Annotated in this window: 22 protein-coding genes; 5 read left to right on the top strand and 17 right to left on the bottom strand. The window is 50.5% G+C overall.

The genetic code is table 11. The annotated features are described in order from the left end of the window. Positions 1 to 144: 144 nt before the first annotated feature. Positions 145 to 909 carry a DUF481 domain-containing protein gene (locus tag P2G85_RS18540; RefSeq protein ID WP_275865553.1) on the top strand — a complete coding sequence of 255 codons (765 nt, stop codon included), beginning with the start codon at positions 145 to 147 and terminating at the stop codon, positions 907 to 909. Between the two features lie 91 nt (positions 910 to 1000). Here P2G85_RS18540 and rplI read toward each other — a convergent pair whose 3' ends face one another. The 14 genes from rplI to pilM form a co-directional block, all read right to left on the bottom strand. Next, entirely contained in the window at positions 1001 to 1453 is a 453-nt protein-coding gene (rplI, locus tag P2G85_RS18545; protein WP_275865554.1) for a 50S ribosomal protein L9, read from the bottom strand. A gap of 34 nt (positions 1454 to 1487) precedes the next feature. Beyond that, positions 1488 to 1715 carry a 30S ribosomal protein S18 gene (gene rpsR, locus P2G85_RS18550; protein ID WP_275865555.1) on the bottom strand — a complete coding sequence of 76 codons (228 nt, stop codon included), beginning with the start codon at positions 1713 to 1715 and terminating at the stop codon, positions 1488 to 1490. Between the two features lie 16 nt (positions 1716 to 1731). After that, positions 1732 to 2034, bottom strand: coding sequence for a primosomal replication protein N (gene priB, locus P2G85_RS18555; protein WP_275865556.1), 303 nt, complete (start codon positions 2032 to 2034; stop codon positions 1732 to 1734). An 8-nt stretch (positions 2035 to 2042) separates the two neighbouring features. Then, positions 2043 to 2432, bottom strand: a complete 390-nt coding sequence (gene rpsF / locus P2G85_RS18560) for a 30S ribosomal protein S6 (RefSeq protein WP_010443890.1) — start codon at positions 2430 to 2432, stop codon at positions 2043 to 2045. A gap of 231 nt (positions 2433 to 2663) precedes the next feature. After that, complete coding sequence (gene rpe / locus P2G85_RS18565) at positions 2664 to 3335, bottom strand: ribulose-phosphate 3-epimerase (RefSeq protein ID WP_275865557.1); 672 nt, start codon at positions 3333 to 3335, stop codon at positions 2664 to 2666. Positions 3336 to 3435: 100 nt separating this feature from the next. Continuing rightward, complete coding sequence (locus P2G85_RS18570) at positions 3436 to 4275, bottom strand: Dam family site-specific DNA-(adenine-N6)-methyltransferase (RefSeq protein WP_275865558.1); 840 nt, start codon at positions 4273 to 4275, stop codon at positions 3436 to 3438. A gap of 69 nt (positions 4276 to 4344) precedes the next feature. Beyond that, positions 4345 to 5877 carry an AAA family ATPase gene (locus P2G85_RS18575; protein WP_275865559.1) on the bottom strand — a complete coding sequence of 511 codons (1533 nt, stop codon included), beginning with the start codon at positions 5875 to 5877 and terminating at the stop codon, positions 4345 to 4347. A 53-nt stretch (positions 5878 to 5930) separates the two neighbouring features. Continuing rightward, positions 5931 to 7034, bottom strand: a complete 1104-nt coding sequence (gene aroB / locus P2G85_RS18580) for a 3-dehydroquinate synthase (protein ID WP_275865560.1) — start codon at positions 7032 to 7034, stop codon at positions 5931 to 5933. A 33-nt stretch (positions 7035 to 7067) separates the two neighbouring features. Then, positions 7068 to 7586, bottom strand: a complete 519-nt coding sequence (aroK, locus tag P2G85_RS18585) for a shikimate kinase AroK (protein WP_275865561.1) — start codon at positions 7584 to 7586, stop codon at positions 7068 to 7070. Positions 7587 to 7759: 173 nt separating this feature from the next. Further along, positions 7760 to 9481: a type IV pilus secretin PilQ family protein gene (locus P2G85_RS18590; RefSeq protein ID WP_275865562.1), complete on the bottom strand. Its 1722-nt coding sequence runs from the start codon at positions 9479 to 9481 to the stop codon at positions 7760 to 7762. Positions 9482 to 9521: 40 nt separating this feature from the next. After that, positions 9522 to 10037, bottom strand: a complete 516-nt coding sequence (locus P2G85_RS18595; protein ID WP_275865563.1) for a pilus assembly protein PilP — start codon at positions 10035 to 10037, stop codon at positions 9522 to 9524. Then, the gene (pilO, locus tag P2G85_RS18600) at positions 10030 to 10620 is read right to left on the bottom strand and encodes a type 4a pilus biogenesis protein PilO (RefSeq protein WP_275865564.1); all 591 of its coding nucleotides are present in this window, start codon (positions 10618 to 10620) and stop codon (positions 10030 to 10032) included. Before pilO ends, P2G85_RS18595 begins: the two co-directional genes overlap by 8 nt. Beyond that, entirely contained in the window at positions 10613 to 11194 is a 582-nt protein-coding gene (locus P2G85_RS18605; RefSeq protein ID WP_275865565.1) for a PilN domain-containing protein, read from the bottom strand. Before P2G85_RS18605 ends, pilO begins: the two co-directional genes overlap by 8 nt. After that, the gene (gene pilM / locus P2G85_RS18610; RefSeq protein WP_275865566.1) at positions 11178 to 12185 is read right to left on the bottom strand and encodes a type IV pilus assembly protein PilM; all 1008 of its coding nucleotides are present in this window, start codon (positions 12183 to 12185) and stop codon (positions 11178 to 11180) included. The genes P2G85_RS18605 and pilM overlap by 17 nt, the downstream gene beginning before the upstream one ends. Positions 12186 to 12326: 141 nt before the next feature. On the opposite strand from pilM, the gene P2G85_RS18615 reads away from it, so the two are divergent. Continuing rightward, positions 12327 to 14873 (top strand): PBP1A family penicillin-binding protein, encoded by a 2547-nt coding sequence (locus P2G85_RS18615; protein WP_275865567.1) that lies wholly within the window; start codon positions 12327 to 12329, stop codon positions 14871 to 14873. Positions 14874 to 14950: 77 nt separating this feature from the next. On the opposite strand, the gene oxyR is transcribed toward P2G85_RS18615, so the two are convergent. Then, a complete protein-coding gene (oxyR, locus tag P2G85_RS18620; RefSeq protein WP_275865568.1) occupies positions 14951 to 15838 on the bottom strand; it encodes a DNA-binding transcriptional regulator OxyR in 888 nt (295 codons plus the stop codon). Between the two features lie 169 nt (positions 15839 to 16007). Between oxyR and P2G85_RS18625 the strand changes: the two genes are divergently transcribed. From P2G85_RS18625 to P2G85_RS18635, 3 genes are all read left to right on the top strand, one after another. Continuing rightward, complete coding sequence (locus tag P2G85_RS18625) at positions 16008 to 16736, top strand: redoxin family protein (RefSeq protein WP_275865569.1); 729 nt, start codon at positions 16008 to 16010, stop codon at positions 16734 to 16736. 110 nt (positions 16737 to 16846) lie between these two features. Next, a complete protein-coding gene (locus P2G85_RS18630) occupies positions 16847 to 16996 on the top strand; it encodes a hypothetical protein (RefSeq protein ID WP_275865570.1) in 150 nt (49 codons plus the stop codon). Between the two features lie 203 nt (positions 16997 to 17199). Beyond that, positions 17200 to 17472: a DUF3624 domain-containing protein gene (locus tag P2G85_RS18635; RefSeq protein ID WP_275865571.1), complete on the top strand. Its 273-nt coding sequence runs from the start codon at positions 17200 to 17202 to the stop codon at positions 17470 to 17472. 160 nt (positions 17473 to 17632) lie between these two features. On the opposite strand, the gene argH is transcribed toward P2G85_RS18635, so the two are convergent. Both argH and P2G85_RS18645 read right to left on the bottom strand, forming a co-directional pair. After that, positions 17633 to 19507 carry an argininosuccinate lyase gene (argH, locus tag P2G85_RS18640; protein WP_275865572.1) on the bottom strand — a complete coding sequence of 625 codons (1875 nt, stop codon included), beginning with the start codon at positions 19505 to 19507 and terminating at the stop codon, positions 17633 to 17635. Positions 19508 to 19758: 251 nt separating this feature from the next. Further along, entirely contained in the window at positions 19759 to 20973 is a 1215-nt protein-coding gene (locus P2G85_RS18645; protein WP_275865573.1) for an argininosuccinate synthase, read from the bottom strand. Between the last annotated feature and the right edge of the window lie 5 nt (positions 20974 to 20978).

Below are 20978 nucleotides of genomic sequence, written 5' to 3' on the forward strand. Positions count from 1 at the left end.
TCGACAGACAATTACTTGTCAGGAATGCAAGATACCTTCATCCGCTGAAAGGTACCTGGCTCTAATAAAAATTGACCTACCATTGACCAAACCATACAAGTGTATCAGTATCATTCCCTCCTTTTGGATCTTTCGAGGTATGTAGTGTCCCGATATTGGTTACTCAGCGCTGGCTTATTATGCTGTGCGGCATCGCATGCTGAAGAATCCGTATCAAGCGAGCCCGCAACAGAGCTTGCCCCTCCCCTGAAAACAGAAGTCGAGTTCGGCTATCAGTCACACACCGGCAACTCCGATTCACGCTCGTTAAACGCTCGCCTCAGTGCCGACTACACCTCCGGACGCCACCGTTCTAATGGTGAATGGAAGTTTTACAATCTGTATAAGAATGGTGAAGAGGACAAACGTTCTTCGACTTACACCTTGCAGAGCGACTACAAATTGGGGCCACGAACCTACCTGTACGGCAGTTTCAAAGGCGTTGACGCCCGCTACACCGCTTACTTTAAGGATTACACCCTGTCCGGTGGTTTGGGTTACCAGTTCTCATATACCGAGAAGTTTGTCCTGGAGGTCGAGGTGGGCCCGGGTTATCGTTATCAGGAGCCAAATCTGGATGAAATTGATGACGACGATATTGTCTTTCCCGACATTGTCCAGGAGAGTATTTTCCGCAGTAACATCAATACCAGCTGGCAGGTACTCGACAACCTCCGCTTCGCGGCTGACATTACCTTAGTCACCGGTAAAAGTAATACTCGTATCGACAGCGATCTGAGCATCACCAACAACATTACCGATGATATCGCACTGAAGCTGGCCCATTCTCGCCAGTATCACGATAAGGTACCCGAAGGACTGAGCAAGGCAGACAGCGTGTTTTCGGTCAACCTGCTGTTTTTGTTCTGAACGCTAAAGCAGAAGAAGGGAATTTGCCGCTAACAGGCATAAAAAAAGCACCTGATGAACAGGTGCTTTGATATTTCGTCTTGATACTGAATTACTCAGCAGCAACAACTTGTAGGTTAACTGTCGCGAATACTTCAGAGTGAAGTTGAACGCTGATCTCGAACTCACCAGTGTTACGTAGAGCACCTTCAGGAAGGCGAACTTCGCTCTTAGCAACTTCAACGCCTGCCGCTGTGATAGCGTCAGCGATGTCACGAGTACCGATAGAACCGAACAGTTTGCCTTCGTCACCAGCTTTAGAAGCGATAACAACAGCTTCCAGAGCATTAACTTTTTCAGCGCGAGCTTGTGAAGCAGCTAGTTGCTCAGCAACTTTAGCTTCTAGTTCAGCGCGACGAGCTTCGAACATTTCAACGTTAGCTTTAGTTGCCATAACTGCTTTACCCTGAGGGATAAGGAAGTTACGAGCGTAGCCAGATTTAACGTTTACTGTATCGCCAAGACCACCTAGGTTACCGATTTTATCAAGTAGAATAACTTGCATTGTTTAATCCTCTTTCTTAATAAACCAGAACCGATTACTGATGCTTATCAGTGTACGGTAGTAGAGCCAGGTAGCGAGCACGTTTGATAGCGCGAGCTAGTTGACGCTGGTACTTAGCGTTAGTACCAGTGATACGGCTAGGTACGATTTTACCAGCTTCAGTGATGTAGTTTTTAAGAGTTGCTACGTCTTTGTAATCAATCTCTTGTACGCCTTCTGCAGTGAAACGGCAGAATTTACGACGACGGAAGAAACGAGCCATGGGCTATCTCCTGATCTTAAATTTGAGTAATGTTGTCGGCATGTAACACTAATTTCCCCACACCATTCCGGCCGGTTTGATAGGCAACAAAGCCGCCTACCTTAATGTTACTGCCTGGTACTAAATTCTGAGTTAATGCTTGTGACCTTTGCCCACTGACCACTACCGGCATACGACAATAGACTTGTCTCGGCAGGTCAGCTTCGATAACGGTAGAGCGGTGCTCTAACCAAAACCGACAGTGTTCAATCCCACTTGGGCTTTTACTGCGAATCGGAGGCTTAGCAACAGTGCCACTGAGCTCCATTCGGTTGGTCATAAGAGATATTACTCAGCAGCTGCTTCTGGCTTAGCTTCAGCACGCTCTTCGCGACGAGGAGCACGCTCTGCACGCTCTTCTTTCTGCTTAAGCATGATAGATTGCTCAGTGATAGCCGCTTTAGTACGCATGATCATGTTACGTAGAACTGCATCGTTGAAACGGAAAGCAGTTTCTAGCTCATCAATTACAGCTTGGTCAGCTTCAACGTTCATTAGAACGTAGTGAGCTTTGTGAAGCTTGTTGATTGGGTAAGCCAGTTGACGACGGCCCCAGTCTTCTAGACGGTGGATTTTACCGCCAGCTTCAGTGATAGAACCAGTGTAACGCTCGATCATGCCAGCAACTTGCTCGCTTTGATCTGGGTGCACCATGAATACGATTTCGTAATGACGCATTGGTTGCTCCTTACGGATTATTCAGCTTCCACAAATGGCTCAGTCGTCCAGAGGAAGCAAGGAACTAAAGATAATTGACTGAGTTTAAGGAGCACGAATAGTACAGAAAGGACGCAAAATAGGCAAGTGGTTATTTGCGTTGTGGTGCGGATATTTTATTGGAAGGACGGGCAGAAAATAACAAAGGCTGCCCGTACAGTAGCAGCCTTTAAAATCAGCATGTTAAAGCGGTTATTTTACCTGAGCCAGCTCTTCACGCATTTGGTCGATGACTTGCTTGTAATCCGGCTGGCCAAAAATGGCGGATCCGGCGACAAACATATCGGCACCCGCTTCAGCGATTTCACCAATATTATCAACTTTCACCCCGCCATCAATTTCCAGGCGGATATCACGGCCGGACTCATCAATCATTTTACGTACCGCACGCAGCTTATCCAGCGTGTGAGGAATGAATGACTGGCCACCAAAGCCCGGGTTGACTGACATCAGCAGGATCAAATCGACTTTGTCCATGATGAACTCAAGATGCGCCAGTGGCGTTGCTGGGTTGAGTACCACACCGGCTTTACAGCCATGCTCTTTGATCAGTTGAAGTGTACGGTCCACGTGATCAGAGGCCTCAACGTGGAAAGTGATCATCGATGCACCTGCTTTCGCGAAATCAGGGATGATGCGGTCTACAGGTTTCACCATCAGGTGGACATCGATTGGGGCAGTGATGCCATAATCACGCAGCGCTTTACACACTGGTGCACCAAAAGTCAGATTGGGCACATAGTGGTTATCCATCACATCGAAATGCACCACATCCGCACCCGCTGCGAGTACTTTCTCTACGTCTTCCCCTAGACGGGCAAAATCAGCCGATAAAATGGATGGAGCAATAAGAAAATCTTTCATACCTGACCTCAGTAGTGGCGAGCAAACAGCAAACAATTTTGCGCGCAATTCTACCGAAGCCAGTGGCGAGATCCACTACTAAGACGAAATAGTGTGAGAATTATGATACTGAGGTCTCGGACTCAGGGGCGTGAAACAGCGCCAGTAACTCATCGACCTTGTTGCGCCCACCACCGTTACGGCTGATAGTTCGCTTCACTTTCACCACACTCAGGTCAGCACCATGGTAAAGGCGCCGGGTCAATGTCGTGTCGTGGTTGGAAATCAATACCGGAATACCGCGCTTCATCGCGGTTGTTTCCGCCACATCAGCCAGCGCCGCTTGATCATCCAGCGTAAAGCCATTGCCGGCATACGAGGTAAAATTGGCGGTATTGGATAACGGCGCATACGGCGGATCACAGTAGATCACGCTGCCTTTGCGGGCCCGGCTGAAGGTTTCTGGGTAACCTTCACACACAAACGTCGCTTTCTTGGCTTTTTCGGCAAAAAACTCCAGTTCGGCCTCTGGGAAATACGGCTTTTTGTAAGAACCAAACGGAACGTTAAATCCGCCTTTTTTGTTATAGCGACATAAGCCATTAAAGCCAAAACGATTCATGTACAAAAAGGCCAACGAGCGATACATCACGTCATCGGTCGCATTGAAGTCAGCACGAATGCTCAGGTAAGCCTCTTTACGGTTATTTTCCGGTACAAACCAGCGCTTCGCTTCAGCAATGTACTCTTGTGGACGCTCTTTAAGCAAATTGTAGAGATTGATAAGATCCGGATTGATGTCCGCCAACAGGTATTGCTCATAATCTGTATTGAGGAACACTGAACCAGCACCTACAAAAGGTTCAACCAGCTTTCGAGCAGGCGGCAAATGACGTTGGATGTCTTCAACCAGTCCGTACTTCCCTCCCGCCCATTTTAGAAAGGCTCGTTGCTTTTTCATCTACTGCTCTATCTATCGACCAAAAATTAAGGCTGCGGAATGTAACATATTTTTTTATCAAGCTCAGGATTATTTCACACGTTCGATTTCACGCTGAACTTGCCGCACAGACTTTGCCCACGGACTCAAGGCCTTAAGTGAAGCGGGTAAACTTTCTATCGCATCGCGCGCGGCCTGGATCGTCGGGTAATCCCGGTAAGTCACGATAAACCACTCACTGCCATTGCGCAGCGTGGGATAAATACGCGCCTGTTCACCCAGTTGATGTTGATCTAAAAAGCGCTGGACGTCTGCCAGTGAGGTCATCGCCGCCAACTGAATAGTGTATGCCCTCGGCGAAAGCGCCAGCAGCTCTTCCCGGGCATAAGAAAATCTAACCACCGGCTGCGGGGGCGTCTCAGTGGAAGCAACAGGTGACAACGCACTTTCCGCCCCGCCTTGCTCAAGGCTCTGATCATCTGCGGGAACATCCGCTTCACTAGCCTCGTCAACGGCCACCTGAGCAACTGAAGCCTCTACCAAGTCATCTATCGGCTGTGTATCAACGGCCTCAGGTTTCCCTTCGAGCAACGCGTCAACCACGCCCGACTCGATAACCACGCGCTGCTGGTTATCTTCACGGCCTACACTGGCCGTATCGGCGATGATCGCTGGCGGCAGCGCATCAGAATCATCTTGAGCACCACTCAGATCGAGGCGGTCATCCACGCTGGTATCAATCGGAGTTAGCTCTGCAGGCTCTCCCCCGGTAACTGGCGTCTCCGGCAGGGTTGGAATAGCGGTTTGCTCAATCGCTCCGGTAATCCGCTGCGCTTGCTCATCCGGACTGGGCTGATTAAACATCCACCAGTACCCCCCAGCGGCCAGTAATAAGAGCACAAGTACGACTAACGCGATATTGAGCGGCGAACCCACTATTGAGCGGATCACAATCCTTCTTTCCACTTTCATCTCTCCTAATGCCAAGATCTCTCCCGGGATCGGGACGACCTTTTTGAATGCCTCCCGAACTTGCCGCTCCGCTTGATCATCGACATAACGTACCACCAGTGACTCAAAAAACTGCCTGGCTTCGATTTCGGAAAGCATCTCGATATCAAGCTCGATCGGTTTGTACTCTTGTCCATAACTTAAGCGGGATAACAATGCACTCAGCCGGCCTGTTTGGGTAAACAGCAACACATTGATGTTCCAGATAGGATTCGCTTGGGCCGCCATCACCAGCATCCACAGCTCCGCAATCAAAGCCTCACTGAGTAACTGTGCATCATCGACCACAATGGCGATATCACAAGGCTCCTCACCTAGCATGCGCTCCAGGCTATCAAGTAAGGGATCGTGTTGATTAAACAAAGCATCAGACACTATCTGACTGAGGACCAACACCCGGCGCTGGACATCATCCTGACTCGGGTGACACAGCAATAAACTCTGGTTTTTTTGCTCGGCCCCCACTTCAAGGTAGCGTTGCGCCAGCCACGATTTACCATAGCCTGGCTCACCCTGAATAGCGATCAGATTGGAGCCAAAACGAGTTAACAGCGCTAACCGATCTAACAATCTGGTTTGCGATTCCAATTCAAGAACATGGGCTAAATTCATTCACTAACCTAAACACACTACAACAATGACGCCGACAGGCGCCATTGTTAGGGTTAAATGCAGCGACCAAAGTCAATCGCTTGCTTGATGATCTCCTGAGGCGTATCAGCAATGACTTCCGCACTGCCAATGTTGGTCGGCAACACCAGACGTAGCTGCCCGGAAAGCACCTTCTTGTCTCGCATCATATGCGTCATGAAATCATCAAAGCTCATACTCTCTGGCGTATGCACCGGCAACTGAGCACGGCGCAGCAAGGTGATCATGCGTTGTAACTGCGCTTCTGAAATCAACCCTCGCAACTGAGCAGTTTTAGCGGCCATTACCGTCCCCGCCGCCACAGCTTCGCCGTGTAACCAATTACCATACCCCAGCTCGGCTTCAATCGCGTGACCAAATGTATGACCCAGATTCAATAATGCGCGAATACCCGACTCTTTTTCATCCTGGGCAACCACTTCGGCTTTAATTTGACAACAACGGGCAATGGCGTAACCCAGTGCATCCTCATCTAAGGCATATAACCGTTCTAAGTTATCTTCTAACCAGCTGAAGAATGCACCATCGTAAATAATGCCGTATTTGATCACTTCGGCCATGCCGGCAGCAAACTCTCGCGCCGGAAGGGTGGACAAGCAGTTAGTATCAATGATCACCGCTTTGGGTTGGTAAAAGGCACCGATCATGTTTTTACCCAGCGGATGGTTAACCGCCGTTTTCCCGCCCACCGAAGAGTCCACCTGAGACAGAAGGGTGGTTGGGATCTGAACAAAATCCACCCCTCGCTGGTAACAAGCCGAGGCAAAGCCGACCAAATCACCAATGACCCCACCACCCAGGGCAATGATCACCACATCACGAGCGTAGTTCCCTTCGAGCAAAAAGCTCATCACCTGATTAAATACATCCAGGTTCTTGTATTGCTCACCATCAGGCAGGGTTAATAATGCCGCATCACAGCCAAGGGCATCAAGTTGTTGGAGGATTCTATCCGCGTACAGCGGGGCTACCGTGACATTACTGATCACGACCACCTTCTGCTTGGCGTTAGTTTTGTTAGAGAGAATTTGGGAAAGATAGGCCGGGTCATCAAACAACCCGGCACCTATTGAGATTGGGTAGCTACGTTCAGCAAGATCGACCGTAATCCGTTCCATCGGTGTGCTCCAATTTGAAAAGAGATAGAAAACCTATCTCTCTTCTAGCATTTTTACGATCTGATTGGCTACCACTTTTGCACTCTGATCATCAGTGCGTACAGTGTAATCTGCCACCTCTTCATACAGTGGATTACGCTGCTCTGCCAGTTGTTCCAGTACTTCACGCGGGTTATCCGTTTGAAGCAGAGGTCGCTTCTTGTCACGGTTGGTTCGTGCAAGTTGCTTTTCAATTGTGGTTTCCAGGTAAACTACCACACCGCGCGCTGAAAGACGGTTACGGTTTTCTTTACTCTTCACCGAACCACCACCCGTTGCCAGTACGATACCCTGCTCTTGAGTCAGATCATCGATCACTGCTTCTTCGCGCTTACGGAAACCGTCTTCACCCTCAACATCAAAAACCCAAGCAATGTCTGCACCAGTGCGTTCTTCAATCACTGTATCAGAGTCAACAAACTCCATATGCAGTTGCTGTGCTAGATGTCTACCAATTGTACTTTTGCCGGCACCCATCGGGCCAACAAGAAAAATATTACGTTTCTCAGCCATATTTAGCAGTAATTTACAACATTAATTCGATAACATCGCCACAAGAAAACACAGCCGAATCGCTGTTCTACACGGCTTGTGGCACCAATTCCTCACAGATATTTCGTGATAAGACCCGAAATTATCCAAGCATGGTGCCACTAATGCAACTTTATTTTTGATCTAATCGATAATTACTCAATCACCACCTTGGGCGTAACAAAGATCAATAGCTCACTTTTCCCTACATTTTCATAGCTTCGGCGAAATAGAGCCCCCAGTAACGGCAGGTCTCCCAGCAAAGGCACTTTATCCACCGAGTTGGTCATGCTGTGTTGGAAAATACCGCCTAAAACCACGGTCTCTCCATTATTGACCAGCACTTGGGTACCAATGCGTTGGGTATCGATCGCCACCGCTTCTCCGGTGCCGGTTTTCATCACCTTACCCGGCCTGTCCTGGGTGACACTCAGGTCGAGCACTAATCGGTTATCTGGAGTAATTTGCGGCGTTACTTTCAAACTCAACACTGCCTTTTTAAAGGTGATCGACGTGGCCCCGCTGGATGAGGCTTCCAGGTATGGGATCTCGGTTCCTTGCTCAATGTAAGCGGGCTTTTTGTTGGTGGTGATCAATCGCGGGCTTGAGATAACTTCGGCCTTTGACTCCTGCTGCAATGCCGACAGCTCCAAATCCAGCAAGGTATCCGAACCCAGCTTCGCCACTTGAAAGGCAATGCTGGTGGCACTCGGGCTGGTGGCAGCAAGGTTTACGTTAAGGAAGTCATCAATCCCCACGCTGTTGCCACCTTCTCCTTCGCCCCCCTCATCATACAAACCGATCGTCGCCAGGTTATTCTCGATAGACCCACCGACGGTATGGCTGCCATTGATGGAGCTAAAGCCCCAGCGAATACCGAGTTCATCCATATTGCCTTCATTGACCGTGACAATTCTCGCCTCAATCTGCACTTGTTTAACCGGAACATCCAGCGATTGGATAATGTCGCGGATCACCGCGATATTTTGCGGTAACTCACGGATGAGCAGCGAGTTGGTCCGCTCATCAATAGTCATACTACCGCGCGCTGACAGCATACTGACGTTACCCTCACCGCTGATCATCTGAGCTATATCCGAAGCCTTGGCAAAATTAACCTTAATGATCTCTGACGCCAGCTCCCCCAGTTCGGAGGCCAACTTCTGTTTTTCCAGAGCTTGCTGCTCACGCTGATCCAACTCTTCCTTTGGGGCGACCAGGATCACATTGCCATCGACGCGTTTATCGAGTCCTTTCACCTTAAGTATGATGTCCAGCACCTGTTGCCACGGGACGCCGCCCAAACGCAGGGTTAGGTTGCCTACCACCGAGTCCGACACCACCAGATTGAAATCATTGTAATCGGCGATTAACTGCAGAACATTGCGGATCGGGATATCCTGAAAGTTAATCGACATCAGCTTCCCCTCCTTCGCGAGTAAGCTGACTGGCTCTACTGATGGCTCTGTGGCTGGCTTGATAATCGTCACCTCAAGATAACGACCTGAAAGACGGTAATCATAACCAAATTCCTGGTTAGTATATGCCACCAGACGAGTTGCTGAAGCATCACGAAACACTTCCACGCTCTCAACTACGGTAGCAAAATCACTGACGTCCAGCAGATACAACTGCTCATCGTTAACTGTCGTATTCACTAGCGCTATACTTAGCCCCTGCTGTACTTTTTTGATGTCCACGACTACCGAAGGAGAAAGCAGCTCTATTTGCAGCAGCGCCTGTTTAGCTTGATTAGTGCGAAAATCGACCGCTTTTAACGCATTTACATCGCCCGGTTCAGCGGCTACAAGCGGGGTCATCATTAGCCATAGCCAGAACATACTGAAGCTGATCCACTTCCTCTGTCTCAATGTCATTCCATGTTTCATATTAGTTACTCAGTATCAAAATCGATCTCTATCGCAAGGCCAGTTTCACTTTACGTGTCTGCCAACAACCCAACCCATCCGGCAGCGTTTCACTCACTAACAGATAAGATGATGTAATAATTGTAATTTTCCCACGATTCTGCCCCAGATATTGCCCGGGTAGCACGCGGTGCACCGCTCCATCGGGGGCCTGTATCAAACCGGAAACAGTCTTGTCTGCGGTCATAACCCCCTTAAGGCGCAGGTGCTCTAGCGGAAAACGCTCCAGCTTGCCTGGCCGTTTGCGCGCGCCCGGCTGCCAGCAGTCTTTTCTTACCACTGGCTGGGTTGCAATCAACGCTTCTTGTGGTAACTCAAACGGCTCCCGTTGCACCTCAGGCTGATACAAAACCACCTGATAGTCATTCCGGGGCGAAAGCGTGGTGACCTCGTAGCGCGCCTGATTCTCCACCTGGCGAATAAAATCACTCAGGGAGTCGTCATTCGCTTGGCACCCCAGCAACAGTGGACTTAGCGTGAACAACGCCAGGATGGGCTTATTCATGCTGTTTCTCCTCTGGCTTATACTGGTAGGTATTGGCGCGCACGCGAAAGTGCAAGGTTTTACTTTCCTGACTAACCCGCTGCCAAGTGATATCCTGAAAGGTAATAATACGGGGCAAAGTGGCGATCGCCTGTGAGAACCGGCCGACATCATGGAAGTCTCCGGTTAATTCAATGTTGAGTGGCAACTGGTACAGAAACTGCTGCGATTGTTTCTCTCCCCAGTCAATTCGGGTAAAGGTCAGCCGGTTATCGATGCCGAGTTCGTTCACCGATGCCAACATGGTAGCCAATTCACTTTGTGCCGGCAGTTGTTGCAGCAGCACCTGATAACGCTCGGTCAGCGCATCCAGCTGAGACTGCAACTGCGGTAAGGCGGCAGCCCGCTTGGCTTTGATTCTCAGTGTGGCCTTCAGCGTCTCTTCCTTTCCAGTCAGCTGCGCCAGTTGTTGCTGCTGAGGCTTCAAATAAAACCAGTAACCGATCCCCTGGAGTAGCAACACCAGTACCAGCAAAACCACCAACTGTGGCAGCAATGGCCAGTCCAGCACCTCATCCAGCTCCAGCTCTTTCCAGTTATCCATGTTGCTCTCCCGGCATTGGTTGCGGCGGCATTGCCTCAAAACGAAACGAGACTTTGAACGTCTGAAAGTCTTTACCAAAACGCTTGTTGCCCAGAACAATGGAGTGCATTTCCACGTCACTTAACAGTGACGAACGCTCCATGTTGTCTAACATGGTTGCCAAACGCGCCGTACTGTCGGCAATCCCCGAGACTTCAACATGCCGGTCATTCATTTTGATCTTGTCGACGAATACCCCTTCCGGGATCAGTGACGGCATCAGGTTCATAAATTCGGTGGTCTTATTGCGGCCCTGTTGCAGCGCTTCAACGATCTGAATGCGGGCCAGAATTTGGCTGTGTTCCTCTTCGGCGATCTTCATGGTTTCGATCCGCCGGTCCAGTTGAGTAATATAATGCTCCAGATAACGCAGACGTTCCTGCTGTTGCTTCTGTTGATGTTGGATATAGTAACCCACTCCCGCTTGAACCCCGCCAGCGATAACCACTGCGAGCACCACCAAGCCGACAAATCGACGTCGGTGTTCAGCTCGGCGCTGTTCACGCCAAGGAAGCAAGTTAACGCGATACAGCATGTTCACCTCCTAACCACTGGAGGCCTCTGATCGCCAACCCTGCCGCCATAGCAAAATGCTGTTCATCATATTCTCGCCGCTTGCGCTTACTCAGTTGCCAGTCAAATAGCCCCAGCGGGTTAAACCGCTCACAAGGCATCCCCAGTTCGTGCGCCAGAGTCTCGGCGAGCAACGGCGTATTTGCTCCTTCTCCTGACAGCCAAACCCCGCTGATATCCTGATGTCCTTGCACAGAGGTATAAAGTTGCAGCTGACGCTTAAGATGCTCAACAATCTGACGGGTTAACGCCTCGGTCTGCGATGGCGAAGGGGCAGCCAAAGGATCTCTCATATCCTGTGGTACAGACGCCCCCGTGCCACAAACAAACACCTTGTGAAACAATGCTGCTTCCGGACTAAACACGGTCACTGAACTGGTCAGCACCCCGATATCAAGCAGACAAAAATGCGCCTGATCCGGATAATGACAAGCAGCCAGCTGGCAAATCTGGCCCAGCGCCTGCGAGTTCACATCAACCAGCACGGGCTTCAGTCCAGCCAGCTCCAATACACTCACACGGTTTTCAACCAGCTCTTTGCGTGCTGCCACCACTTGATAACACTCGTTGCCCAGCCCCTCGCCCAGTTCAACATAGTCAAGGCACAGGTCTTCAACAGGAAAAGGCGACTGGTGAGAAAAAGCTTGCAGCAAGGCAAACTCTTTGTCTTGCTCATCATGCCGCCGTTCAAGCTGTAATGCTTTACTGATCACCGCGCTATCCGGTAATGACACCGCTACCTTACGGCGGAAAAAAGGCAGTTCTTTTTTCAGTACTGTAAGGGTATTTACAATTTCTTGATGATCTATGGTGTCGTTTTCAGCGACAATACCCCGGTTAAATACGATTTCTTTATACCCCAACAGCGCATATCCTGCGTGATTGGGTTTAAGAATGACGGCCTTGAGGCTCCGAGGGCCTATATCAATGCCGGTAACTAATGACTGATCCATGTCGACTCTCGCTCCGAATTTTCTTCGTGCAAAGGTTGTTATTAGCATCCAAATAAGAGTTAATATCTCTATGGGCTGATTGTTCAGCCCAGAGTACAAGGGTTTGCCGTTACACAGCCTCAACCAATCAGGGATTCTCCGGTGAAGTTCATAAAGCGTTTATTTCTATTAACATTGATTTGCATAATTCTTGGAGTGACCACTATTTTTGGTTTTTACCAGTACGTGAAGCCAGAATTGCCAGATGTTGCAGCCCTAAAAGACGTAGAGTTACAGACTCCTATGCAGGTGTTCAGTAGCGATGACAAGCTGATCGCACAGTTCGGCGAAAAACGTCGCATCCCCGTGACCTACGATGAGATACCTCAAGAACTGATCCATGCTCTGATCGCGACTGAAGACAGCCGGTTTTATGACCATCCAGGTATCGATCCGATTGGTATTACCCGGGCTGCGGTCGTAGTGGCACTGTCCGGTTCCGCCAAGCAAGGCGCCAGTACCATCACCCAACAGCTAGCACGCAACTTCTTCTTGTCCAATGAGAAGAAAATTATGCGTAAAGTGAAAGAGATCTTTATCGCCATCCACATTGAGCAACTGCTTAGCAAGCAGGAGATCATGGAACTGTACGTCAATAAAATTTTCCTTGGTTACCGTTCGTACGGTTTTGGTGCAGCCGCTCAGGTGTACTTTGGCAAAAGCCTGAGTGAACTGACGTTAAGTGAAATCGCCACGTTGGCCGGAATGCCGAAAGCCCCGTCGACAATGAACCCACTCTATTCACTTGAACGTGCTACCCACCGACGTAACGTGGTACTCATGCGTATGCTGGATGAAAAATACATCACCCGTGAGCAGTATGACCAGGCACGTGCAGAGCCGATTGTAGCCAGCTACCACAGCGCTGAGATCCAACTGTCCGCTCCTTATGTGGCTGAGCTGGCTCGCAGCTGGGCCATTCAGCAATTTGGCGAAGAACAGGCGTATACTTCCGGCCTGAAAATCTACATGACGGTTGACTCCAGGTTACAAGATGCTGCCAACAAAGCGGCGATCAACAACCTGCTGGCTTATGATATGCGCCATGGTTACCGCGGCGCGGAAAAAGTCCTGTGGAGCGCAGAGCAAACCGCCTGGGAACAAGAACAAATAGACCAGCATTTGAACAAGCAACCCACCTATGGTGAGTTGTACCCGGCAGTCGTCACCCAGGTAGGAGATAAAACGGCACAAATCTGGGTTAAAAACCACCAGCAGCAAACCATCCCGTGGGATGGTCTGAGTTGGGCAAGAAAATACCTGACTGATGAACGCCAGGGCCCGGCTCCCAAATCTGCCAGTGACATTCTAACCATCGGTGAACAGGTCTGGGTGCGTAAGGTGAGCAGCGCAGAGAGCGCGGATGAGCACAGCCAGGTCTGGCACCTCAGCCAGGTTCCCAATGCCAACACCGCTTTTGTCGCCATGAACCCGAATGATGGCGCGGTCTTATCGCTGTTGGGTGGTTTTAATTTCGTACACAGCAAGTTTAACCGTGCCACCATGTCTGTCCGTCAGGTGGGGTCGAGTATCAAACCGTTTATTTATTCGGCGGCGTTCGACAAAGGCCTGACGCTGGCCAGCCTGATTAATGACGCCCCGATTAATAAATGGGATGCAAGTCAGGGCACAGCATGGCGGCCAAAAAACTCGCCGCCGACCTATATTGGCCCGACGCGACTGCGTATCGGCCTTGCGACCTCCAAAAACGTGATGGCAGTGCGCACATTAAGGGAGGTCGGCCTGGACGCAACACGTCAATACCTGACCCGTTTTGGTTTCGATATTGACCAAGTGCCTCGCTCGGAAACCATCGCCCTCGGCGCGGGGAGCTTAACGCCGATGAAAGTGGCACAAGGCTATTCGGTATTTGCCAACGGTGGCTACTACGTTGAGCCCTACTATATTGCCCGGGTTGAAGATGCGTTTGGCAATCTGGTGTTCCAGTCGAACCCTACCATCGTGTGTCAGCAGGATTGCCCGTCACCGCAACCACAGGATGTTCTGGCGACAGAATTTCATGAGCAGGACCTGATGCCGGATGCGACCGATCTAACCGACCAGCCACCTCACTATGCGCCACAGGTGATTTCAGAACAGAATGCGTTCCTGATCCGTGAGGCTCTGTACAGCAATATCTGGGGCGGTGGCGACTGGCGTGAAGGGACTGGCTGGAATGGTACCGGTTGGCGGGCTCAGAAATTGCACCGACGCGATATTGGTGGGAAAACCGGCACCACCAACGACTCCAAAGATACCTGGTATAACGGCTTTGGTCCCGGGGTTGTCGCTATCGCCTGGGTCGGCTTCGACGATCATTCGCGGACTCTGGGACGCACCACCGTTAACCCGAACCTGGGTAAAGGACAAATCAGCGGTGCTGAATCGGGAGCGAAGACCGCCCAAATGGCCTGGGTCGACTTCATGGGCAGCGTGTTAGCGGACCGGCCACAACAGCACAAATCAATACCGGAAGACATCGTCCGCGTACGGATTGACCGGGATACAGGCTTGCTCACACACGCAGTGGATGGCTCCTCCATGTTTGAGTACTTCGTGAAAGGCACAGAACCAACAGAGTATGTCGGTGACAGCCTGGAGGACAGTATTTACTCCACCGGCAGTGCAACCGGTGAAGAGCTGTTCTGAGCGCAATGAGCGATACGAAACGGGGAGCCCAAGTGGCTCCCCGTTTTTTAACTTAAGGCCCTTGCCTGGTTTACAGGCTACGCTTGCAAGATGGTACGGATCTCATTAGCCAGAGTCTCAAAGCGGGTACGCAATGGCGACCCCGGACGATAGGCCAGAACAATACTGCGTGACGGTACCGGATTAACCGCGGGCACGTAGCAGACTCCGTCTTTCTGTTTTTCCTTCGGCACAGAAAGTTGCGGCAGCAGAGTGATCCCGGCTCCGGCAGCCACCATATTGCGTAACGTCTCCAGGCTGGTGGCCTTAAAACGTTCATCATCTGTGGCCCCGGCCGCAAAGCAGAAGCCTAACGCCTGGTCACGCAAACAATGCCCGTCGCCGAGGGCCAGCACCGTTTTTCCACTCAGCTGCTGCATATCAACTTGTTCTAATCCCGCCCACTCATGATGACACGGAAGCGCGAGCCTCATCGGTTCATTGTAAAGTTCAATCTCTTTAAAAGGTGCGGTCTCCGCGACAGAAGCCAACACCAGGCAATCCAACTTTCCCTCTTCCAGCTGGCGAACTAACTGGTGAGTCTGCGCTTCGTGCAGGAACAACTCCAGCTCCGGAAAAGCGCTTTTCAACTGCGGTACAATTTTCGGCAACAGGTAAGGCCCAACCGTCGGGATAAAGCCAATATGCATCGGCCCGGCCATTGCCCCATTCTGGCCACTGGCCATATCTTTAAATGTTTTCACTTCGCTCAAGATACGCTTAGCCTGCTCGACCAGCTGCAATCCCGGCTCGGTGAACAACACGCGGCGACTACTTCGCTCCAGCAGCGTAGCCCCCAACTCCTCTTCCAGCTTGCGGATTTGCCCACTCAATGTTGGCTGGCTCACAAAGCAGGCTTCGGCCGCTTTACGAAAATGCTTATGCTCTGCAAGTGCAACCAAGTATTCAAAGTCCCGAATATTCATAACACAGTTCGCCTATATTCTAAGATAGCTAATGCCTATCAAAACCATAACATCAAACGATTAGAACTATCAAAGGATTTTGATGACAATGGATGCAACAAAACGAAAGCGAGCAAATAAACACGCTAAGCTCTTAACGCTTCATTTCGAATATTTTAAAGGAGTCCAAATGTTTGTAACTAAAGAAGGCAAAAACATACCCCAGGTAGCTTTCCCGACACGCCAAGGTGACTCTTGGGTTAACCTGTCCTCTGACGATCTTTTCAAAGGTAAAACCGTTATTGTGTTCAGCTTACCTGGCGCATTTACACCAACCTGCTCTTCAAGCCATTTACCGCGTTACAATGAGCTATTTCCGGTGTTTAAAGAACATGGCGTCGATGAGATCCTGTGTGTTTCGGTCAACGACACGTTCGTCATGAACGCTTGGAAGCAGGACCAGGAAGCAGACAACATTAGGTTCATTCCTGATGGCAACGGAGAGTTCACGGAAGGCATGGGGATGCTGGTAGATAAAAACGAGCTGGGCTTTGGACAGCGTTCATGGCGTTACAGCATGCTGGTGAAAGACGGTGTGGTTGAGAAAATGTTTATTGAGCCAAATGAGCCGGGCGACCCGTTCAAAGTCTCTGATGCAGACACCATGCTGAGCTACATCGCTCCTGATTACAAAACTCAAGAATCCATCACCGTGTTTACCAAGCCAGGCTGCCCTTTCTGTGCTAAAGCGAAACAAAGCCTGATTGACCACGCGCTTCAATATGAAGAGGTGATTCTGGGTAAAGACGCGACCACTGTCAGTCTGCGTGCCATTTCTGGCCGTACGACAGTTCCGCAGGTATTCATCGGTGGTAAACACATTGGTGGCAGCGAAGAGCTAGAAAAATACCTGGGCTAACCTGTTCCTGATCCCTCGGTCTTCGGCGCCCCTGCGGCCCGGAGGCCCCCAAAAAACCATTTCATAACCTAATCTAAATACGTGTTACCGGAGGTTTTCTCGGTGCAGAAATGCTCGACATGCCGTTCTACCACCCGGTGATCGAGGAAGGCGTCCGCACTGCGCTGCGTGACTTAAATGCCAAGCTGCACCCTGGCCCGGCCATGATCAAACACCGCCTGGACTGCGGGCTGGGCAGCCAGGTGGCGGAGTTCAAGTAAGTGTCACACCTCACTGGCTGGTTGATGCGTCTTACGAGAGTACCCTATTTTCAGATACTGAAATCAACACCTTCTCCATCGGGGTGGGTTATTCGTTCTGATAAGTTTGCAACCAGACAAACTAAAACAGGGTTAAGCTGCGGCTTAACCCTGTTTTAGTTTATACTCGGGACAAGACAACCACATCATCGCTCATCAATCACATGAAACCGCACTGCCATTCCTGTACACAACACTGGTTCTGGAAAAAACTTGGTCGTTGCCAGCGCTGCCTGGATCAATTAACCGTCTTGTCGGTAGTGACTTGGATTATTTGGTGGTTTGGCTTTAAATCCGATCCGACTGGTGTCGAATCGATCGCTCTGATGGTGGCTGGCTTTGCCTTCAACGTGTTACTTTTCTTACACCTGTGGATACGTTATGTGGTCTTCCCCTGGCAAAAGCGCCAGATGAAGGACAAAACCACACCTAAATGACAGATACAAAAAAGCCCCAAAACCAAACTCGGTATCGGGGCCCTCTTAGATTCTTCTAAGAAAAAGCAGTGGTACTTTAATAGACCAAGCTTTTACCTAAAGGTTCCAAATATTTTCCAATATTTTTCTCACCTGCTTGAGCGTAAAGATAACCATAGCGCTACGCCACATGCACTCTGGCAATGACCTGCTCTAGCAGGTTAATTTCCAGTGCCACTTCATCACAGGCATGCTGACGCGGGCACTGGTCACAATCTTTGAGCACTTTTTCCGGCAGCAGTGATTTGGACGTTGGTAAGAAGTTCTGCTTCATAAAGAACTCCGGCGTACGAGTCAGGACAAACACTTTCTTGATCGCCATCTGACGTGCCTTATCCACCAAGTGGTTCACAATCGCGCTACCCTGGCCCTGCCCCTGCCAGCCTGCCTCTATCCCGAGCGAACGGATCTCAGCCAGACCTGAGTCATAAACGTACAGTGAAGCGCAGCCCGTCACCTCGCCGTGATGCTCGGAGACGGCAAACGAACCGATATCCCGCACCAGTTCATTACGTGAGCGCGGCAGGTTCTCGCCCATATTCGCCCAATACGCCACCATACCTTCTAAGGTTTCGATATCGGTCAGACGTGCCGGACGGACTTTAACCGCCGAAGTGTCACGTTGCAACAAGCGCTTGTCGGCTTGGTCTACGGCGTACGCAACTTGCTGAGGCGATACGCCACCCAACGCGCTGCGTTTTTCCAAACAGGATTCAATGGTCAGGATCTCATACACATCCGCTTCAATCACTTCTGAGAAGGCTTTCAGCTCCTGCAGTGAGAGTTCTTCCAGGGCACAGCCTTTGGCAATTGCGCCCACAACCGCCACCCCGACAATGTGGTGTGCTTCACGGAAAGGAATGCCTTTGGCAACCAGGTAATCGGCCAGCTCTGTGGCATTGGCATAACCTTGCTTGGCCGCTTCGAGCGTGCGCTCACCGTTGACCTGAATACCATCAAAGCATAAGGCTGCCATTTCCATACAGTCATTCCAGGTGTCCAGCGCATCAAACAGGCCTTCCTTGTCTTCCTGCATATCTTTGTTGTATGCCAGCGGCAGGGCTTTTACCGTCATCATCATCGCCGACAATGCGCCGTAGACCCGGCCCGTTTTACCCCTAATCAGCTCCAGCGCATCCGGGTTTTTCTTCTGTGGCATCAGCGAGGAGCCAGAAGTCACCGTATCGGCCAGTTCAATAAAGTTGGACTCACCGGAATTGTAGAAGATCATATCTTCCGCCAAGCGTGACAAATGTAACATCGAAATGGAGGCCACCGACATCAGCTCCATGACATGATCACGGTCTGAAACCGAATCCAGCGAGTTGCGCGTTGCCCGGTGAAAGCCCAGGTTATGTGCCAGTGACTCACGATCGATCGGGTATGCGGTCCCCGCCAGAGCGCCAGAGCCCAACGGGCAGGTATCCAGGCGATGCATCGCATCACTTAAACGTGAATAGTCACGTTCAAACATCTCGACGTAGGCCAGGCACCAATGCGCAAAAGTGACTGGTTGCGCCCGCTGCAAGTGGGTATAGCCCGGCAATACCGTTGCCTGGTGCTGTTTGGCCACCTGCACCATTTGTGACTGCAGACGATCCAGAGCCAATAGCAGTTGCTGGCCCTGTTGACGGCACCACAGCTTTAAATCGGTGGCAACCTGATCATTACGCGAGCGCCCGGTATGTAACTTCTTGCCCAGATCGCCAACTTTGCTAATCAGTTGCTGTTCAACCCATGAATGAATATCTTCAGCATCCGACTGGAGGATCTGGTGCGGATCTTCCATCACTTCGAGTTTCAGCTCATTGAGCGCCAGTTCAAGCTTTTGCTGCTCCTCATCCGTCAGCACATTGACCGACAACAACGCTTTCGACCACGCTATAGAGCCAACAATATCTTGCTCCGCCAATCGGTAATCAAAGCGCAACGAGTCGTTGAAGTCTTTGAATCTTGTATCTGCCGCTTGGGTAAATCTTCCGCCCCATAATGCCATTGCGTCTCTCCTGATTACCATTGCTTACTGTGAAGTGGATAAACGAGTCTTAACTCAAGTGATGCTAACTTGCTCACTTTTCTTAAGGGTCAAAGTTACGGCATTTCCAATAAAAAATAAAGTATAAATTCACTAAATTTACATATTTATTCATGCTGTGTTAGTCACATCTGCTTTAGCACCGCCGACTAAAAAAGGCCTGCCGATAACGGCAGGCCTTTCTCATTGAATATTCTTGCTCAATCAGTCAGTTATTTTTTCAAACTGTTCAGTGCCCGGATACGGCTGGACAGCGAGTAGAGACGGATGAAGCCACCAGCATGGCTTTGGTCGTAGACTTCGTCTGCACCGAAAGTCGCAAACTCTTCCGAGTACAGGCTGTTTTCGGAACGTTTCTGGGTTGCGGTTGCCTGGCCTTTATACAGTTTGACCACCACTTCACCATTGACATCCTGAGCCAACTCTTCTGATGCTGCCAGAATGGCTTTGCACAGTGGAGTGAACCAACGGCCATCGTACACCAGATGCGAGGCTTTCAAGCCCAGCTCTTCACGGAACTCGTAAGCGGTCTTATCCAGCACCAGTTGCTCAACCGCCCGCAACGCTTCCATCATGATCGTACCGCCCGGGGTTTCATAACAGCCACGTGACTTCATGCCAACCAGACGGTTTTCGACAATATCAATCCGGCCGACACCATGCTTGGCGCCTTTCTCATTGAGATAAACCAGCGCATTATAAGGCGTCATCGCTTCACCATTCACCGCGGTGATCGCGCCTTTTTCTACCGTGAGAGTCACATATTCCGCTTCATCCGGCGCTTGCTCAGGATCAACGGTCCATACCCAGCAATCTTCATTCGGGGCATTCCAGGTATCTTCCAATACGCCACCTTCGGTAGAGATGTGCCAGGCGTTAGCATCACGCGAGTAGATCTTAGTCAGTGAGGCAGTACAAGGAATGTTACGCTCAGCCAGATAGTCCAGACACTCTTCACGGCTGACCAAATCCCACTCACGCCAAGGCGCAATCACATGCAGATCCGGAGCCAGTGCGGCAAACGCACCTTCAAAACGCACCTGATCGTTGCCTTTACCGGTACAGCCATGGCACAGGGCATCCGCGCCGACTTTGCGCGCCACTTCGACCTGCGCTTTGGCAATGATTGGCCGCGCCATTGAGGTACCCAGCAGGTATTTGCCTTCGTAGTACGCGCCGGTCTTCAGCGTCGGATAAATGTAATCGGCGACCATCTCTTCTTTAAGGTCAACCACATAACACTCAGAGGCCCCTGACTTTTTCGCTTTCTCTTCAATCCCTTCCAGCTCATCGGCACCTTGGCCGACATCGGCGACAAACGCCACCACTTCACAATCGTAGTTCTCTTTTAACCACGGGATGATCACTGAAGTATCTAGACCGCCTGAGTATGCGACTACCACTTTATTTACGTTCACTTTGCTCATGTTTC

It is taken from the genome of Vibrio sp. CAU 1672, from assembly GCF_029223195.1.
GTDB lineage: Bacteria > Pseudomonadota > Gammaproteobacteria > Enterobacterales > Vibrionaceae > Vibrio.

Bases quoted from the DNA above. Each gene is read 5' to 3' on its own strand.
- P2G85_RS18630 (WP_275865570.1), top strand. From the start codon at position 16,847: ATGCTCGACATGCCGTTCTACCACCCGGTGATCGAGGAAGGCGTCCGC.
- P2G85_RS18595 (WP_275865563.1), bottom strand. From the start codon at position 10,037: ATGAATAAGCCCATCCTGGCGTTGTTCACGCTAAGTCCACTGTTGCTG.
- P2G85_RS18575 (WP_275865559.1), bottom strand. From the start codon at position 5,877: ATGAATTTAGCCCATGTTCTTGAATTGGAATCGCAAACCAGATTGTTA.
- aroB (WP_275865560.1), bottom strand. From the start codon at position 7,034: ATGGAACGGATTACGGTCGATCTTGCTGAACGTAGCTACCCAATCTCA.
- rplI (WP_275865554.1), bottom strand. From the start codon at position 1,453: ATGCAAGTTATTCTACTTGATAAAATCGGTAACCTAGGTGGTCTTGGC.
- rpsF (WP_010443890.1), bottom strand. From the start codon at position 2,432: ATGCGTCATTACGAAATCGTATTCATGGTGCACCCAGATCAAAGCGAG.
- pilO (WP_275865564.1), bottom strand. From the start codon at position 10,620: ATGGATAACTGGAAAGAGCTGGAGCTGGATGAGGTGCTGGACTGGCCA.
- P2G85_RS18570 (WP_275865558.1), bottom strand. From the start codon at position 4,275: ATGAAAAAGCAACGAGCCTTTCTAAAATGGGCGGGAGGGAAGTACGGA.
- aroK (WP_275865561.1), bottom strand. From the start codon at position 7,586: ATGGCTGAGAAACGTAATATTTTTCTTGTTGGCCCGATGGGTGCCGGC.
- rpsR (WP_275865555.1), bottom strand. From the start codon at position 1,715: ATGGCTCGTTTCTTCCGTCGTCGTAAATTCTGCCGTTTCACTGCAGAA.
- pilM (WP_275865566.1), bottom strand. From the start codon at position 12,185: ATGGATCAGTCATTAGTTACCGGCATTGATATAGGCCCTCGGAGCCTC.
- P2G85_RS18605 (WP_275865565.1), bottom strand. From the start codon at position 11,194: ATGCTGTATCGCGTTAACTTGCTTCCTTGGCGTGAACAGCGCCGAGCT.
- priB (WP_275865556.1), bottom strand. From the start codon at position 2,034: ATGACCAACCGAATGGAGCTCAGTGGCACTGTTGCTAAGCCTCCGATT.
- P2G85_RS18590 (WP_275865562.1), bottom strand. From the start codon at position 9,481: ATGACATTGAGACAGAGGAAGTGGATCAGCTTCAGTATGTTCTGGCTA.
- oxyR (WP_275865568.1), bottom strand. From the start codon at position 15,838: ATGAATATTCGGGACTTTGAATACTTGGTTGCACTTGCAGAGCATAAG.
- rpe (WP_275865557.1), bottom strand. From the start codon at position 3,335: ATGAAAGATTTTCTTATTGCTCCATCCATTTTATCGGCTGATTTTGCC.
- P2G85_RS18645 (WP_275865573.1), bottom strand. From the start codon at position 20,973: ATGAGCAAAGTGAACGTAAATAAAGTGGTAGTCGCATACTCAGGCGGT.
- P2G85_RS18625 (WP_275865569.1), top strand. From the start codon at position 16,008: ATGTTTGTAACTAAAGAAGGCAAAAACATACCCCAGGTAGCTTTCCCG.
- argH (WP_275865572.1), bottom strand. From the start codon at position 19,507: ATGGCATTATGGGGCGGAAGATTTACCCAAGCGGCAGATACAAGATTC.
- P2G85_RS18635 (WP_275865571.1), top strand. From the start codon at position 17,200: ATGAAACCGCACTGCCATTCCTGTACACAACACTGGTTCTGGAAAAAA.